The sequence below is a fragment of the Pseudomonas baltica genome (assembly GCF_031880315.1).
GTDB lineage: Bacteria > Pseudomonadota > Gammaproteobacteria > Pseudomonadales > Pseudomonadaceae > Aquipseudomonas.
Genome location: NZ_CP134771.1, coordinates 4,346,231 through 4,359,396 on the forward strand (window position 1 = coordinate 4,346,231; position 13,166 = coordinate 4,359,396).

The 13,166-nt window shown below is 63.9% G+C and carries 11 protein-coding genes and 1 pseudogene; 5 read left to right on the top strand and 7 right to left on the bottom strand.

Annotated elements, in window-relative coordinates:
- The first annotated feature begins 7 nt into the window (after positions 1 to 7).
- Together REH34_RS19370 and REH34_RS19375 are read left to right on the top strand one after the other, a co-directional pair.
- Complete coding sequence (locus REH34_RS19370; protein WP_311968841.1) at positions 8 to 1,474, top strand: cytosine permease; 1,467 nt, start codon at positions 8 to 10, stop codon at positions 1,472 to 1,474.
- Positions 1,464 to 2,402 (top strand): PfkB family carbohydrate kinase, encoded by a 939-nt coding sequence (locus tag REH34_RS19375; protein ID WP_311968842.1) that lies wholly within the window; start codon positions 1,464 to 1,466, stop codon positions 2,400 to 2,402. The genes REH34_RS19370 and REH34_RS19375 overlap by 11 nt, the downstream gene beginning before the upstream one ends.
- 143 nt (positions 2,403 to 2,545) lie before the next feature.
- Here the strand turns inward: REH34_RS19375 and REH34_RS19380 are convergent, their stop codons facing one another.
- The 3 genes from REH34_RS19380 to REH34_RS19390 all read right to left on the bottom strand — a co-directional run bounded on the left by REH34_RS19380 (position 2,546) and on the right by REH34_RS19390 (position 5,835).
- Positions 2,546 to 3,523, bottom strand: a complete 978-nt coding sequence (locus tag REH34_RS19380; protein ID WP_226507150.1) for a biotin-dependent carboxyltransferase family protein — start codon at positions 3,521 to 3,523, stop codon at positions 2,546 to 2,548.
- Complete coding sequence (gene pxpB, locus REH34_RS19385) at positions 3,520 to 4,230, bottom strand: 5-oxoprolinase subunit PxpB (protein ID WP_311968843.1); 711 nt, start codon at positions 4,228 to 4,230, stop codon at positions 3,520 to 3,522. Before pxpB ends, REH34_RS19380 begins: the two co-directional genes overlap by 4 nt.
- A 66-nt stretch (positions 4,231 to 4,296) precedes the next feature.
- Complete coding sequence (locus REH34_RS19390; RefSeq protein WP_311968844.1) at positions 4,297 to 5,835, bottom strand: MFS transporter; 1,539 nt, start codon at positions 5,833 to 5,835, stop codon at positions 4,297 to 4,299.
- Positions 5,836 to 6,154: 319 nt separating this feature from the next.
- Here REH34_RS19390 and nac point away from each other — a divergent pair, with 319 nt between their 5' ends.
- Positions 6,155 to 7,072 (top strand): nitrogen assimilation transcriptional regulator NAC, encoded by a 918-nt coding sequence (gene nac / locus REH34_RS19395; RefSeq protein WP_226507147.1) that lies wholly within the window; start codon positions 6,155 to 6,157, stop codon positions 7,070 to 7,072.
- An 86-nt stretch (positions 7,073 to 7,158) separates the two neighbouring features.
- Here nac and REH34_RS19400 read toward each other — a convergent pair whose 3' ends face one another.
- Positions 7,159 to 7,473, bottom strand: coding sequence for a putative quinol monooxygenase (locus tag REH34_RS19400; RefSeq protein WP_226507146.1), 315 nt, complete (start codon positions 7,471 to 7,473; stop codon positions 7,159 to 7,161).
- A 181-nt stretch (positions 7,474 to 7,654) separates the two neighbouring features.
- Between REH34_RS19400 and REH34_RS19405 the strand changes: the two genes are divergently transcribed.
- Together REH34_RS19405 and REH34_RS19410 are read left to right on the top strand one after the other, a co-directional pair.
- On the top strand, positions 7,655 to 8,236 hold the full coding sequence (locus REH34_RS19405) for an NAD(P)H-dependent oxidoreductase (RefSeq protein WP_311968845.1): 582 nt from the start codon (positions 7,655 to 7,657) through the stop codon (positions 8,234 to 8,236).
- Between the two features lie 64 nt (positions 8,237 to 8,300).
- Positions 8,301 to 9,197, top strand: a complete 897-nt coding sequence (locus REH34_RS19410) for a LysR family transcriptional regulator (RefSeq protein WP_311968846.1) — start codon at positions 8,301 to 8,303, stop codon at positions 9,195 to 9,197.
- Between the two features lie 29 nt (positions 9,198 to 9,226).
- On the opposite strand, the gene REH34_RS30275 is transcribed toward REH34_RS19410, so the two are convergent.
- From REH34_RS30275 to REH34_RS19420, 3 genes and pseudogenes are all read right to left on the bottom strand, one after another.
- Positions 9,227 to 10,111, bottom strand: a complete 885-nt coding sequence (locus tag REH34_RS30275; protein ID WP_409373337.1) for a methyl-accepting chemotaxis protein — start codon at positions 10,109 to 10,111, stop codon at positions 9,227 to 9,229.
- Positions 10,112 to 10,132: 21 nt separating this feature from the next.
- Positions 10,133 to 11,140, bottom strand: a pseudogene (locus tag REH34_RS30280) (methyl-accepting chemotaxis protein); the annotation flags it as partial.
- A 236-nt stretch (positions 11,141 to 11,376) separates the two neighbouring features.
- The gene (locus REH34_RS19420) at positions 11,377 to 12,960 is read right to left on the bottom strand and encodes an aldehyde dehydrogenase (NADP(+)) (protein ID WP_311968848.1); all 1,584 of its coding nucleotides are present in this window, start codon (positions 12,958 to 12,960) and stop codon (positions 11,377 to 11,379) included.
- Between the last annotated feature and the right edge of the window lie 206 nt (positions 12,961 to 13,166).

Sequence of the window (13,166 nt, forward strand, 5' to 3'; positions counted from 1 at the left end):
TCATGCAATGAGCACGTCCAACCACGCTGGGCAATTGGAAACCCGCGGCATTGAACCGGTACCCGAGCAGGAGTGCAACGGCCATCCGCTGCAGCTGTTCTGGGTGTGGTTCGCCGCCAACATCAGCATCCTCGGCTTGCCGCTGGGGGCCACGCTGGTGGCGTTTCAGGGCTTGTCGATCGGGCAGGCATTCATCGTTGCAGTACTAGGTGCAGGCGGTTCGTTCGCGGTGGTCGGACTGCTGTCCATCGCCGGACGGCGCGGACGTGCGCCGAGCCTGACGCTGTCGCGGGCGATTTTCGGAGTGCGTGGCAATATCGGCCCCACTCTGGTTTCGCTGGGCTCGCGCCTGGGCTGGGAAACCGTTAACACCACCACGGCGGCCTTTGTGCTGTTGTCGCTGGTGTCGATCATCCAGGGCAGCCCGATGGAAGCCAAATCCGCACCGCTGCTGACGCTGTTGTTCATCGCCGTGTTCGTGCTGCTGACTTTGTGCGTCTCGGGGCTGGGGCATGCCACCTTGCTGGTGATCCAGAAATGGGCGACCTGGGTGTTTGGTGCCTTGAACCTGATCGTCGGCGGTTTCCTGGCGTTGCATATCGATTGGACCGCCGTGTGGGCCGCAAGCCCGGCGCCTTTATCGGCCGTGCTGATCGGCGTCGGTACCATGGCCGCAGGCACCGGTATCGGCTGGGCCAACGCTGGCGCCGACATGTCGCGCTATCAGCATAAAACCGTGAAAGCCGGTGCCTTGGTCGCCTCGGCAGCCTTTGGCGCGGGGATCCCGCTGGTGCTGTTGATCACCTTGGGCGGCTTGATTTCCGTCGGTAACGACCACCTGGCCTCGGCCGCCGACCCGATCGTGGCGATTCGCGAATTGTTGCCGGCCTGGATGGCGGTGCCGTACCTGATCACCGCCTTCGGTGGCCTGCTGTTGTCCAACAACCTGTCGGTCTACTCGGCAGGCCTCACCACCCTGACCCTCGGCCTGAAGGTCAAACGCGTGCACGCGGTAGTAGTGGACGTCATCGCCATCTTTGCCGGCTCCATCTACTTCATGCTGTTCGCTGACAGCTTCTATGGGCCCTTCATCACCTTCATTTCCCTGCTGGCGGTGCCGATCACGGCGTGGGTGGGCATCTTTCTGGTCGATCTGCTGCATCGTCACCGCTACGTGCCCGCCGACCTGATGAACGTTGGCCCCAGCAGCGCCTACTGGTATCAGGGCGGTGTGGAGTGGCGTGCGCTGGGTGCCTGGGCCGTGGCCATTGTCCTGGGCTTCAGTTTCACCACGGTCAAGACCACTGCCACCAATGTGCTGTTTCATGGCTGGCTGGCGGACTCCTGGTTCGGCCAGAACGGTCTGGGCTGGATCGTCACGTTTGTGATTGCTGGCGGGCTCTATGGCTTGCTCGGCGGTTGCCGTGACCGTCATGTCGCCACCCACCTGCAAGAGCGTGTCCATGCCCGCTAGATTGCTCTATACCGGCCAGGTAGTCATCGATCTGGTGATGGCGGTGGACGCCCTGCCCACCGCCGGCCAGGACGTGCTGGCCCGCAGCGCCAGCTTCGAGGCTGGCGGCGGTTTCAACGTGATGGCCGCTGCTGCGCGCAATGGCCTGGCGACCTGCTACCTCGGGCGCCATGGCAGTGGCCGTTTCGGCGAACTGGCGCGCCAGGCCATGGCCGAGGAGGGGATCGAGGTCTTCCTCTCGGCCAGCAGCGAACAAGACACCGGTTTGTCCGTGGCGCTGACCGATGCCAGTGCCGAGCGCTCGTTCATTTCCCAAGTGGGCGCGGAAGGCGGATTGGCAGCCGCCGACCTCGTCGGGTTGGTGCCCGCCGCTGACGACTGGATCATGGTCAGCGGCTACAGCCTGCTGCATCCCGGCAAAGCTCAAGGCTTGTTGGACTGGCTGGCGCTCCAGGCCGGCCGTTGTTTCTTGGCCTTCGACCCGGGGCCTTTGGTCAGTGCACCGGATGCGCCGATGATGGGGCGTCTGTTGCCCTGGGTAACGCTGTGGAGCAGCAACCGTGACGAAGCCTTGCGCTTCACGGCGGCTGCCAGCCTCGAGCAGGCCCTGCAGATGTTGGTAGAACGTTTGCCCAGCGGGGCGCTGGTGGTGGTGCGCGATGGTGCTGCGGGTTGTTGGCTGGCACGCGGCGCCTGGTGTGAACAGGTGGCGGGCTTCGCGGTGCAGGCTATCGACAGCAATGGTGCGGGCGATGCCCATACGGGCGTGATGCTCGCGGCGTTGGCGAGCGGATCGAACGAAGTCGATGCGGCCCGGCAGGCCAATGCCGCCGCGGCGGTGGCGGTCACTCGGCACGGGCCGGCGACGTGCCCGGCGAGCGAGGAATTGCGGGCGTTCTTGGCAGGACGGCAGGGATGCTCTGGCTAGGAACGCTGCATGGCGGCCCGGCGATATCCGCCATCGAGCGGGCCTGGAGTCGTCGAAATGGCATTGGAGCCTTGACGGCCCCAGGCAGACTGAGGCCAGCGCAGGGTGTTGGCCTTTCTGGACCGTGGTTTCGCAGCCCGCGATCAGTGCTGCACCAACGCCCCGATCAGCCGCCCGATGTCGGCGAAGTAACCATCCAGCGCTTGCTCGGCTGACAGGGCGTCGGCGGTATCGGCTTTGACAAGCCGGATCTTGCTGCCGATGGCCGCCTGGCCCAGGCGCCACAGATCGACTTCGATCACCCCGGCGATCTTCGGGTAGCCGCCAGCGGTATTGGCGTCGCTCATCTGAATGATCGGCTCGCCGGCCGGTGGCACTTGAATGATGCCGGGGACCAGGCCGTAGGAGCGCATCTCGACCACGGTCTCCGGCTGGATGGCCGGGCCCGAGAGTCGGTAGCCAGTGCGGTTGCTCTGCGCCGAGATCTTCCAGCTTTGCGTCCAGAAGCGCTCGGCGTCGGCCGCGAACAGCTCATACTCGCCAGCCGGGATGGCGCGTAGCAACAGGGTGCCGTCGTCCGCCACCGGGAAGTGCTCGGGCATTGCCGCACTCGGTGGGGTCACGCCAATGCCGCCGACGGGCAGTTGCGGCAGCGCTGCGTCGAGCGTCGCGAGGCTGTCGCCGACCACCAAGCTGCGGCCCTCTAGCCCACCAAAATTGCCACGCAACGAGGTGCTGCGCGAACCCATCAGCAACGGCACGTCGATCCCGCCGTTGACGCACAGATAGCCCCGCGCGGCGCCCTTGGGAAAGTTGAGTTCCAGCTCCTGGCCGGCCTGTACGGTGATCGCCCACCAAGGCAGCAGCGGCTTGCCGTCCAGGCGCGCCTTGCAGTCGGCGCCAGTGAGGGCGATGGCCAAGGGGCGGGTGAAACGCACCTTGAAGGGGAAGGTCTGCACCTCGATGGCGGCGCTGTCGGCGTCGTTGCCGAGCAGCAGATTGCCGACCCGCAAGGCGACGCTGTCCATGGCCCCGGCCGAGGCCACGCCGATGTTGCGATGACCGCGGCGCCCGAGGTCCTGAACGGTATTGAGGGGGCCGCTGGCGATGATCTCGATCACAGTTCGATCCTTTCGGGCAAGAAGCGCACGGTGTCGCCCGGCGCGAGGGTGGCGGGGACGTCGGCATAGGGGTCGAACATCGGCATGTCGGCGAAGCCCAAGGCGTTCCAGCCGTTGGGGCCGTCGAGCACCGAGAGGCCCGACTGCATGCCGCCGATGGTGACCATGCCCTTGAGCATGTTCAGCGACGGCACCTTCTTGCGGGGCATATAGAGGGTCGGGTCAAGGCCGCCCAGGTAGCCGAAGCCGGGGGCGCTGGCGATGGCGAACACGGTGTAGGTCGCGCGGTAATGACGACGGATCACTTCCGCAGCGGGCAAGCCGGAAAAGTCGCAGATGGCGGCCAGGTCGATGGCGTGCTCGCCGCCATAGCAGGTCGGGATCTCGATCAGGCGGCCGGGGCGATCGAGCTCTTGCGCCTGGCGCCAGGCCTGCTGCAGTTCATCGATGACCGCCTGCGGGTCGGCCGGGGTGCGCTGCAGTACGACCAACAGATTGGTCATCCCCGGCACCAGCTCTTCGACCAGCGTGTGGCCGTGCAGGGCCTTGCTCAATGCCCAGATACGTCGCTGGGCGGGCAGGTCGAAGTCGCCGGGGGCATCGATCAGAAACGCGCGGCTGCCGATCATCGAAACCTTGGCGGCCTGACTATTCAGGAGCAGCGCCGGGGCGACAGGGGCCTCGAGCGGCTGCGAACTGCTATTCATGGTGGGATTCCTGTAGCTCGGGAGATGGAAACTTCGGTACGCCGTCCAGGCCGCTGCGGGGGAAATTCATGGTTTGGCGCTCTGCGGCGCAAGGGGGGCGGGCATCAATTGCACCACTGGCAAGCGGCGCAGCACCAGCACGGCAATGACCGCCAGCAGCGCGCACAGCCCCAGCCCGATGGACATCGCCTGGATCAGCGCATGGCGGCCCAGGGTCAGCAGCAGCGGGGTCAGCTCGCTGGAGCCATGGCTCAGCACCTGCGGGTCGGCCAGCAGCGCCAGGGCCTGGCTCTGGCCGGCCCGTGCCAGCTGCTGGGCCAAGCGCCAGGCATACAGCACGTTGACAAGCGCGCCCATGCACGCGGTGCCGAGCAAGCCCCCCACCAGGCGCAACGATTGCTGCAGCGCGGTGGCGATGCCCAGGTACTGGCGTTCGACCAGCGTCTGAGTGAATACCGACAGGTTGAGAAAGATGAACCCCAAGCCCAGGCCAGCCAACAGGATCAAGCCCAGCAGGGTATTGAACCCCGCGCTGGTGCCGACCAGTGCCAGGCCGAGGCACGCGCAACCCAGCGCGATGAAGCCGCCCAGGGGTAACCGATTGGGGTTGCTCATGCGCGTCATCACCCGGCTGTTGACGATCGCCCCCAAGGTGATGCTCAACGCCAGCGGGGTGATCAGCACCCCGGCCTGTTGCGGTGAGTAGCCATAGCCGCCTTGCAGCAGCAACGGCAGATAGAACAGCAGCGTGAACATCACCGCGCCCGCCAGCAGGGCCAAGGCGAACAGTACGCGCATGCTGTGCTCGGCCAATAGCGCTCTGGGCAACAGCGCGGCCGGGCTGCGCCGCTCCTGAAACCACAGGGCGATAAAGGCGACCAGGCTGAGCAATCCCAGGGCTGTGCAGACCAGCGCGCTGGAATGCCCGAGCCATTCGACGAACAACTGCAACGCGCCCAGCGCCACCGCGATCAGGCCGGCGCCGAGCCAATCCATGCGGATTACCTTGCCGGTTTTCGGGCGGTACCAGGGCAAATGCCGCCAGGCGAAGAACAGCGCCAGCCCGCCCAGCGGCAGGTTGAGCCAGAACACCGAGCGCCAGCCCAGATGCGCGGTCATGAAGCCGCCCAGGCCCGGCCCGATGGCGTTGACCACGCTGAACAGGGCACTGAGCAGGATCTGCCAGCGCAACCGCTGGCGGGTGTCGGGGAACAGTTCCGGCACGCAGGCGAAGGCGGTGCCGACCAGCATGCCGCCGCCGATGCCCTGCAAGGCGCGCCCAATCACCAGCGTCACCATGCCATCGGACAGCGCGCACATCAGCGAGGCTGCCATGAAGATCAGCGTGGCGGCGATGACGAACGGTTTGCGGCCGTAGTAATCCCCCAGGCGCCCGAAGATCGGGATGGTGACGATCGAGGCCAGCAGGTAACCCGTGGCCACCCAGGCGTAGAGCTCGAAGCCGTTCAGCTCGGCGACGATGGCCGGCAGCGCGTTGCCGATTACCGTCTGGTCCAGCGCCGAGAGCATCAGCACCAGCGACACGCCCAGCATGGCCAGCAGCGCCTGGCGAAACGTCAGCGCGGGGTGCGCGGCAACGGTCATGACGCGGCTCGGTGGCAGGGAGAACGGCGGGCGGGCATGGGGCGGTCCTTGGGTTTCGGTAACCTAATTTAAGAGCTGCGGCGCCAGAGCAAAAAGACGGCTTCGTTCTGTACGGATAAGGGCGCCTTATGACGCACTTTGTGTGCGCCTTTGCACCGTTTTGGTGCTCTTGGGCTGAGGTCTTGTGGTCGGCGCGGGGGCCAGTAGTCGGTCGCTCTGCCATAGGAAAGCCTTATGACCGGCGTTTTGCCCCCTAGCGGTTGCGGCTGGCGCGGCTCTTGCTCTGCTCCCGTCATGAACCTCGCTAGAGTATGACTTCGTGAATTTCCGTCGCTTGAAGTATTTCGTCAAGATCGTCGATATCGGCAGCATGACCCAGGCCGCCAATGTGCTGCACATCGCCCAGCCTGCATTGAGCCAGCAACTGGTGACGCTGGAGACCGAGATGCAGCAGCAATTAGTGATCCGCACCAAGCGCGGTGTCACGCCGACCGAGGCGGGCAAGGTGCTCTACGGGCATGCACAGTTGATCTTGCGCCAGTGCGAGCAGGCCCAGAGCGATGTCAACGCGTCCGGCCTGGAGCTGTCCGGGCAGGTGTCGGTGGGGCTGGCGCCGGGCACGGCGGCCTCGGCCTTGTCGGTGCCGCTGTTGCGCCGTGTACGTGAACGCCACCCGGGCATTCTGCTGTATCTCAACGAAAACTTCGGTACCACGCTGAGCGAGCTGATCATGAACGGCCGCATGGACATGGCGGTGCTCTATGGCGGCCGCGAGATCCATGGTCTGAGCTTCACGCCTTTGTTGCGCGAGCAGTTGTACCTGGTGAGCGCCGATCCGCAGTTCGCTGAACGCCCGACCATCGCCTTGGCGGAGTTGGCCGAGCTCGACTTGTTGCTGCCGCGTACCTATAACATCATGCGCCGGCTGGTGGACGACGCCTTCATGAAGATCAACCTGAGTGCGCGGGTGATCGCCGAGGTGGAATCCGCCTCGACCCTGGAGATCGCGGTGGCCGAGCAGTTCGGGTCGACCGTGCTGCCGGAGTCCGCCGCGCGGGCGATGCAGCAACATCAGAAGGTGCACCTCAGCTGTATCGTCGAGCCGGAAATCGAAGCGCCCCTGGCCCTGTGCCTGTCCGGGCATTTGCCGCTGTCGGTGCCGGGCCAGGCGGTCAAGACCATCCTGCTGGAGATGATCGCCGAGATGCGCGAGACGCTGTCTTCGACTCGGCGGTGATTTTGCTGCGTTTGTGCGGGCCTCTTCGCCGCCGCGTGCGGACGCGAAGGGCCGGTGAACACATCAAAATGCTTCCTGATTGCCCCTCAGCGTTGCGCCGACGAAGCACTCAGCATCTCGATCAACTGGAAATCGAAATCTTTCTCCAGATACTCCATCCGGTGTTCAGCGAACTCGACCATGTGTGGCAACGCCGAGTGCACGTCCAGATGCGCCTTGCTGGCCCAGATCTCGTAGAACATGAACAGGCTCGGGTCCTGTTTGTCGCGCAGCATGTGGTACTCAATGCAGCCCGGCTCCTGGCGGCTGGGCTCGACGAAGGCGGCGAATAGCGCCTCGAAGGCGTCGGATTTTTCCGGGCGGGTCTTGGCTTTGACGATGAATCCGTAGTGCTCGCTCATAGCGGCCTCCAATGAACAGTGAAAGCGCAGTCTATGGCAATAATTGCTGTGTATTCGTGCTTTCAGGGCAAATGTAATTTGTTTCACCCTCGGTTAATCCCCCGCAGCTGACTCGATAAGCTGGGCTCATTCAATTCGACAGGCCGCTCAGATCGGCCCTCACTCAGCTCACGAGGCTCCCATGAAAAAGATTCTGTTGCTCAACGGCGGCAAGCAATTCGCCCACTCCGCCGGCCGCTACAACGCCACCCTGCATGACGCCGCAGTGGCTCATCTGGACAGCAAGGGCTTCGATATCCAGACCACCTTCATCGACGGCGGCTATGACATCGGCGCCGAGGTGCAGAAGTATCTGTGGGCCGACGTGATCATCTATCAGATGCCCGGCTGGTGGATGGGCGCGCCCTGGACCGTGAAAAAGTACATCGACGAAGTCTTCACCGAAGGCCACTCCAGCCTGTATGCCAACGATGGCCGCAGCCGCACCGACGCCTCGAAGAAATACGGCAGCGGTGGCATGATCCATGGCCGGCAGTACATGATCGCCGCCACCTGGAACGCCCCGCAGACGGCCTTTGACGACCCGAGCGACTTCTTCGAAGGCAAGGGCGTGGACGCCGTGTACTTCCCGTTCCACAAGGCCAACGAGTTCCTTGGCCTGAGTGCGCTGCCGACCTTCCTCAGCGTCGACGTGATGAAAGCGCCGAATATCGAGGCCGATGTGGCGCGCTACCTGGCGCATCTGGACAAGGTCCTGGGCTGAGCCAGGTTGCCCAACCGAGCCTGAAGCTCTAAGGTCGTCGCGTATCCCCTTCAGTGGACTTCACGTGAAAGCCCGATCCGACGAACTTCAGGTGTTTATCGCGGTGATCGACTGCGGCTCGATCTCCGCCGCGGCCGAGCAGTCAGGGCAGACGCCCTCGGCCATCAGTCGCACGCTGTCGCGCCTTGAAAGCAAACTCGACACCACGCTCATCAACCGCACCACGCGGCGCATGGTGCTGACGGAGGAGGGGCGGTATTTCTATGAGCACGCCAAGCAGATTCTCCAACAGATGGAGACGCTGGAAGAGCGTTTGGCGTTGCGTCATCAGACGCCTTCCGGGCGCTTGCGAGTCAACGCGGCCGCGCCGTTCATGTGGCATGCGATGGTGCCGTACATGGCCGAGTTCCGCGCGCGTTATCCGGACATCATGCTGGAGCTGAACACCAACGATCTGATCATCGACCTGCTCGAGCAGAGCACCGACATTGCCATTCGCATCGGCGCGCTCGCCGATTCGACCCTGCATGCGCGCTCGTTGGGCAGCAGCGCGTTGAGCATTCTGGCCAGTCCACAGTACCTGGCCGAGCATGGCGCGCCGCAGCGTGTCGAGGACCTGGCCGGCCATTCGTTGCTGGGCTTCACCCAGACCGAAACGCTTAATCATTGGCCGCTGCGGCACGGGGGCGGGGATCGCTGGCTGATCCAGCCGACGCTGACGGCGTCCAGTGGCGAGACGCTGCGCCAGTTGGCGATCGCCGGTCACGGGATCACCTGTCTGTCGCACTTCATGACCCATGAGGATGTCAGCGCCGGGCGCTTGGTGGAGGTGCTGGCGGATGCCACCAGCGGCTATCGCCAGCCGATCCATGCGGTGTACTACCGCAATTCACAGCTGGCGCTGAGGATCCAGTGTTTTCTGGATTTCATGCAGGAGAAGCTGGAGCGTTACACCCGCTGAGTGGTGTGCAAGCGGTTAGATGCCACTGATTAAACCCGGAAATGGCTGACCATCATCTGCAATTGATTGCCCAACCGCGCCAGCTCGACGCTGGAGGCGGCGGTTTCTTCGCTGGCGCTGGCGGTCTGGTCGGAGACGTCACGCACGTTGACCACGCTGCGGCTGATCTCGTCCGCCACGGCCGTTTGCTGTTCCGCTGCAGCAGCGATCTGCTGGTTCATCGACTGGATGTTCGACACCGTGCGGGTGATGTTGCCCAGCGAGGTGCCCGCCCGGCGAGTCAGCTCGACGCTGCTGTCAGTCAGGGCCTGGCTGTTTTGCATGACCGCAGCCACCTGCTGGGTGCCCGCCTGCAGACCGGCCACCAGACCTTCGATCTCTTCGGTGGATTTCTGCGTGCGCTGTGCCAAACCGCGAACCTCGTCGGCGACCACCGCAAAACCTCGCCCGGCCTCACCCGCGCGAGCGGCTTCGATGGCGGCGTTGAGGGCCAGCAGGTTGGTCTGCTCGGCGACGGTCTTGATCACGTCCATCACGCTGCCGATCTTGTCGCTTTCTTTCTGCAGCACGTTCATGGCATCGAGTGAACGACGCATTTCGGTCGCCAGGCCCTCGATCTTGGCGATGGCTTCACCGACCACCTTGTCGCCGGCGCGGGCTTCGCCGTCGGCCTGGGTAGCGGCCTCGGAGGCTAGCTGGGCGTTGCGAGCGACGTCCTGCACGGTGGCGGTCATTTCGTGCATGGCCGTGGCGACCTGATCGGTCTCGACCTTCTGGCTGTTGACTCCGGCGCTGGTCTGCTCGGTGACTGCGGACAGCTCCTCGGCGGCACTGGCGATCTGGGTCACCCCGTCCCGGATGCCGGCGATCAGGTTGCGCAGGGTTTCGCCCATGTGCTGGATGCCTTGCTGCATCACGCCCAGCTCGTCGCGGCGGGTGACGGTAGCGGAGTGGGTCAGATCGCCGGCAGCGATGCGTTCGACGGCCACCAGGGTTTCCTGCAGCGGCTTGGTGATCTGGCGGGTAATCAGCCAGGCGGCCAGCAGGCCGACCAGCAAAGCGGCGATGCCGGAGGAAATCTGCAGTATCTGCGAGGTGCTGCTCTCTTCATTGCGGCGAGTGGTTTGCAGCTGGACCATTTCGTCGTTGGTCTTGACGACCTGCGCGCCGCTCTTGGCCATGTCCGCCCGCGCTTGGGTGACGGTGGCAAAGGCGCTGCGGAAGCTTTCGAGCGCCTGGTTGTAGCTCTTCAATGCCGCCAGCAGCTGATTGATGCGTGCGGCCTGCTCAGGCAGTTGCGAGGTGATCCCGCCAATGACAGTGACCGCGTTGGCCAGTTGCTTGAACGCGGCTTGCTCGGATTTTTCGTTGGTGGTGCCGGTGTAACCGCGGGCCTCGTAGCGCACCAGGATCAGTTGCTCTTTGATGGCGTTGGCCGCGGCGATCTGTTGAGCGTCGCCACTGGCCGCCGCATCGGCGGTGATCTGGGTGGTAACGTCGATAGCGCTCTTGGCGGCGGTAGTCATCGCCTGGCGGGCGTTGGTGGTGGCATCGTAGCCGTCGCGCAACTGGTGCATCTGCTGGCTGTATTGCGCCAGACTGCTGGCCTGGTCCTTGAGCAACTCGACGTTTTTCGGGGTGACGAAGGTTTTCAGCAGACCTTGTACCTCAGCGCCCAGCGCGTCGATCTGGTTCTGCACCGTGGCGCCCAGTGCGGTGTCTTCACCACCGGCGCCGCTCATCATGTAGTTGTAGCGGTTGATGCGCGCGGCAGTGAGGTGGTTGCCCAGCGCCGAGATGTCGCTCATGCGATCGCCACGGAAAATCGCCTGGCTCAGGCTGTTCCAGCCGATCAGGCCAAGTATGACGGTGAGCAGTAGCACCAGGCCGAAGCCCAGGCTCAATTTGGCGCGCACGCTGATGTTGCCGAACCAGTGACTCATGGTGTTTCTCCAGGAACAAATAATCCATGTGATCGTTCGCTGGAGGGGTTCTTGTGTTTGTGTACCAGGCGAGCAGTCTGAACCAGACTTATCGGCGGCTTTCGTCAGAGCTGAAACATATGGATGAATATTTCGCGAAATAAGTGACGCTAAACAACAGCGGCCGAAATACGGGCACAAAAAAAACGGCGCAGGGTGAGCTGCGCCGTCGTGCGGATCACATTACCGCGCCTCTATCAGGCGATCGGCAGCGAGCTCCACTCACCATTGACCAGGCGTTGCAGGCCCAGTGGGTTGGCGTTTTGCAGGGCCGGCGGCAATAGCGCATCCGGGTAGTTCTGGTAGCAGACCGGGCGCAGGTAGCGATCGATCGCCAGAGTACCGACCGAGGTACCCCGCGAATCGGAGGTCGCCGGGAACGGGCCGCCGTGAACCATGGCATCCGACACTTCAACACCCGTCGGGTAGCCGTTGACCAGGATGCGGCCGACTTTCTGCTCCAGTACCGGCACCAGCCAGTTGTAGGTTTGCAGGTCTTCGAGCTCGCCGATCAGGGTCGCGGTCAGTTGGCCACGCAGGGCCAGCAGGGCAGCCTTGAGTTGCGCGTCGTCAGCGACTTCGATCACCAGGGTGGTCGGGCCGAAAACTTCTTCCTGCAGCAACGGATCACCGCTGAGCAAAACGCTCACGTCAGCCTTGAACAGCTGCGCCTGAGCCTGCTTGCCTTCTTGCGGCTTGCCGGCCAGGTGGGTCACACCTGGATGCGAGAGCAGGTGCTGCACGCCTTTTTCGTAGCTGCGCAGGCCACCCGCGTTGAGCATGGTCTGTGGGTTCTGGTTGCCGAACTGGCCTTGCAGCTGCTCGAGGAACTGGCTGAATTCAGGCGAGCTGATACCGATGACCACACCTGGGTTGGTGCAGAACTGACCCGCACCCAGGACGACCGAGGCGGCCAGTTCGGTGGCGATGGTTTCGCTGCGCACTTTGAGCGCCTGAGGCAGGATGACCACCGGGTTGATGCTCGACATCTCGGCGAAAACCGGGATCGGGGTCGGGCGCTCGGCGGCCATTTTGCACAGCGCGGTACCGCCGCCCAGCGAGCCGGTGAAGCCCACGGCCTGGATCGACGGGTGCTTGACCAGAGTCTCGCCCACGCCGTTGCCGAAGATCATGCTGAACACGCCTTTAGGCATGCCGGTCTTTTCGGCGGCGCGGATGATGGCGCTGGCCACCTGGTCGGCCGTCGCCATGTGGCCGCTGTGGGCCTTGACGATCACCGGGCAGCCTGCTGCCAGTGCCGAGGCGGTATCGCCACCTGCGGTGGAGAAGGCCAGCGGGAAGTTACTGGCGCCGAACACGGCGACCGGGCCCACGCCAATGCGCGCCTGACGCAGGTCGACGCGTGGCAGTGGCTTGCGCTCAGGCAGCGGCAGGTCGATGCGGGCACCGAGGAAGTCGCCGCGACGCAGGATCTTGGCGAACAGGCGCATCTGGCCACTGGTACGGCCGCGCTCACCCTGGATACGACCGGCGGGCAGGGCGGTTTCCTGGCAGACGATGGCCACGAAGTCGTCGCCCAATGCGTCGAGTTCGTCAGCGATGGCGTCCAGAAACTCAGCGCGACGGGTCGGGCTCAGCTGACGGAATTCGGGGAATACAGCTTCTGCGGCCTTGGCGGCAGTGTCGACTTCGGCTTCGGTGGCCTGATAAAAGCTGAACGGCAGTGGCTCGCCGGTCGAAGCATCTATGCTTTTGAGTTTAGGTTCGCCGCTGGCGCTACGAGTGCCGGCGATGAAGTTTTGACCGAGAACGTCAGGCATTGTTGTCTCCTTGTCCTGTTAGCGGGGGGTGATCCGGAGCTTACCGGATCAAGACCTCAAGTGGAGTGGATCGACCTTGTCGAGTTCCACTGCTTGGGAAAAGCAATGTTGACTGACATCATACAACCTGAAAAACCGCCTCACAAGGGTAAACGGCAGCGCAAGGATTGTAGACCCGGGCAACCGCCCCTGTTGAACCGCCACGC

Coding starts and splice junctions, on each gene's coding strand:
- pxpB (WP_311968843.1), bottom strand. CDS start 4,230: ATGAATAGCAGTTCGCAGCCGCTCGAGGCCCCTGTCGCCCCGGCGCTG.
- REH34_RS30275 (WP_409373337.1), bottom strand. CDS start 10,111: ATGCAGCAAGGCATCCAGCACATGGGCGAAACCCTGCGCAACCTGATC.
- REH34_RS19400 (WP_226507146.1), bottom strand. CDS start 7,473: ATGAGCGAGCACTACGGATTCATCGTCAAAGCCAAGACCCGCCCGGAA.
- REH34_RS19420 (WP_311968848.1), bottom strand. CDS start 12,960: ATGCCTGACGTTCTCGGTCAAAACTTCATCGCCGGCACTCGTAGCGCC.
- REH34_RS19390 (WP_311968844.1), bottom strand. CDS start 5,835: ATGACCGTTGCCGCGCACCCCGCGCTGACGTTTCGCCAGGCGCTGCTG.
- REH34_RS19375 (WP_311968842.1), top strand. CDS start 1,464: ATGCCCGCTAGATTGCTCTATACCGGCCAGGTAGTCATCGATCTGGTG.
- REH34_RS19405 (WP_311968845.1), top strand. CDS start 7,655: ATGAAAAAGATTCTGTTGCTCAACGGCGGCAAGCAATTCGCCCACTCC.
- REH34_RS19370 (WP_311968841.1), top strand. CDS start 8: ATGAGCACGTCCAACCACGCTGGGCAATTGGAAACCCGCGGCATTGAA.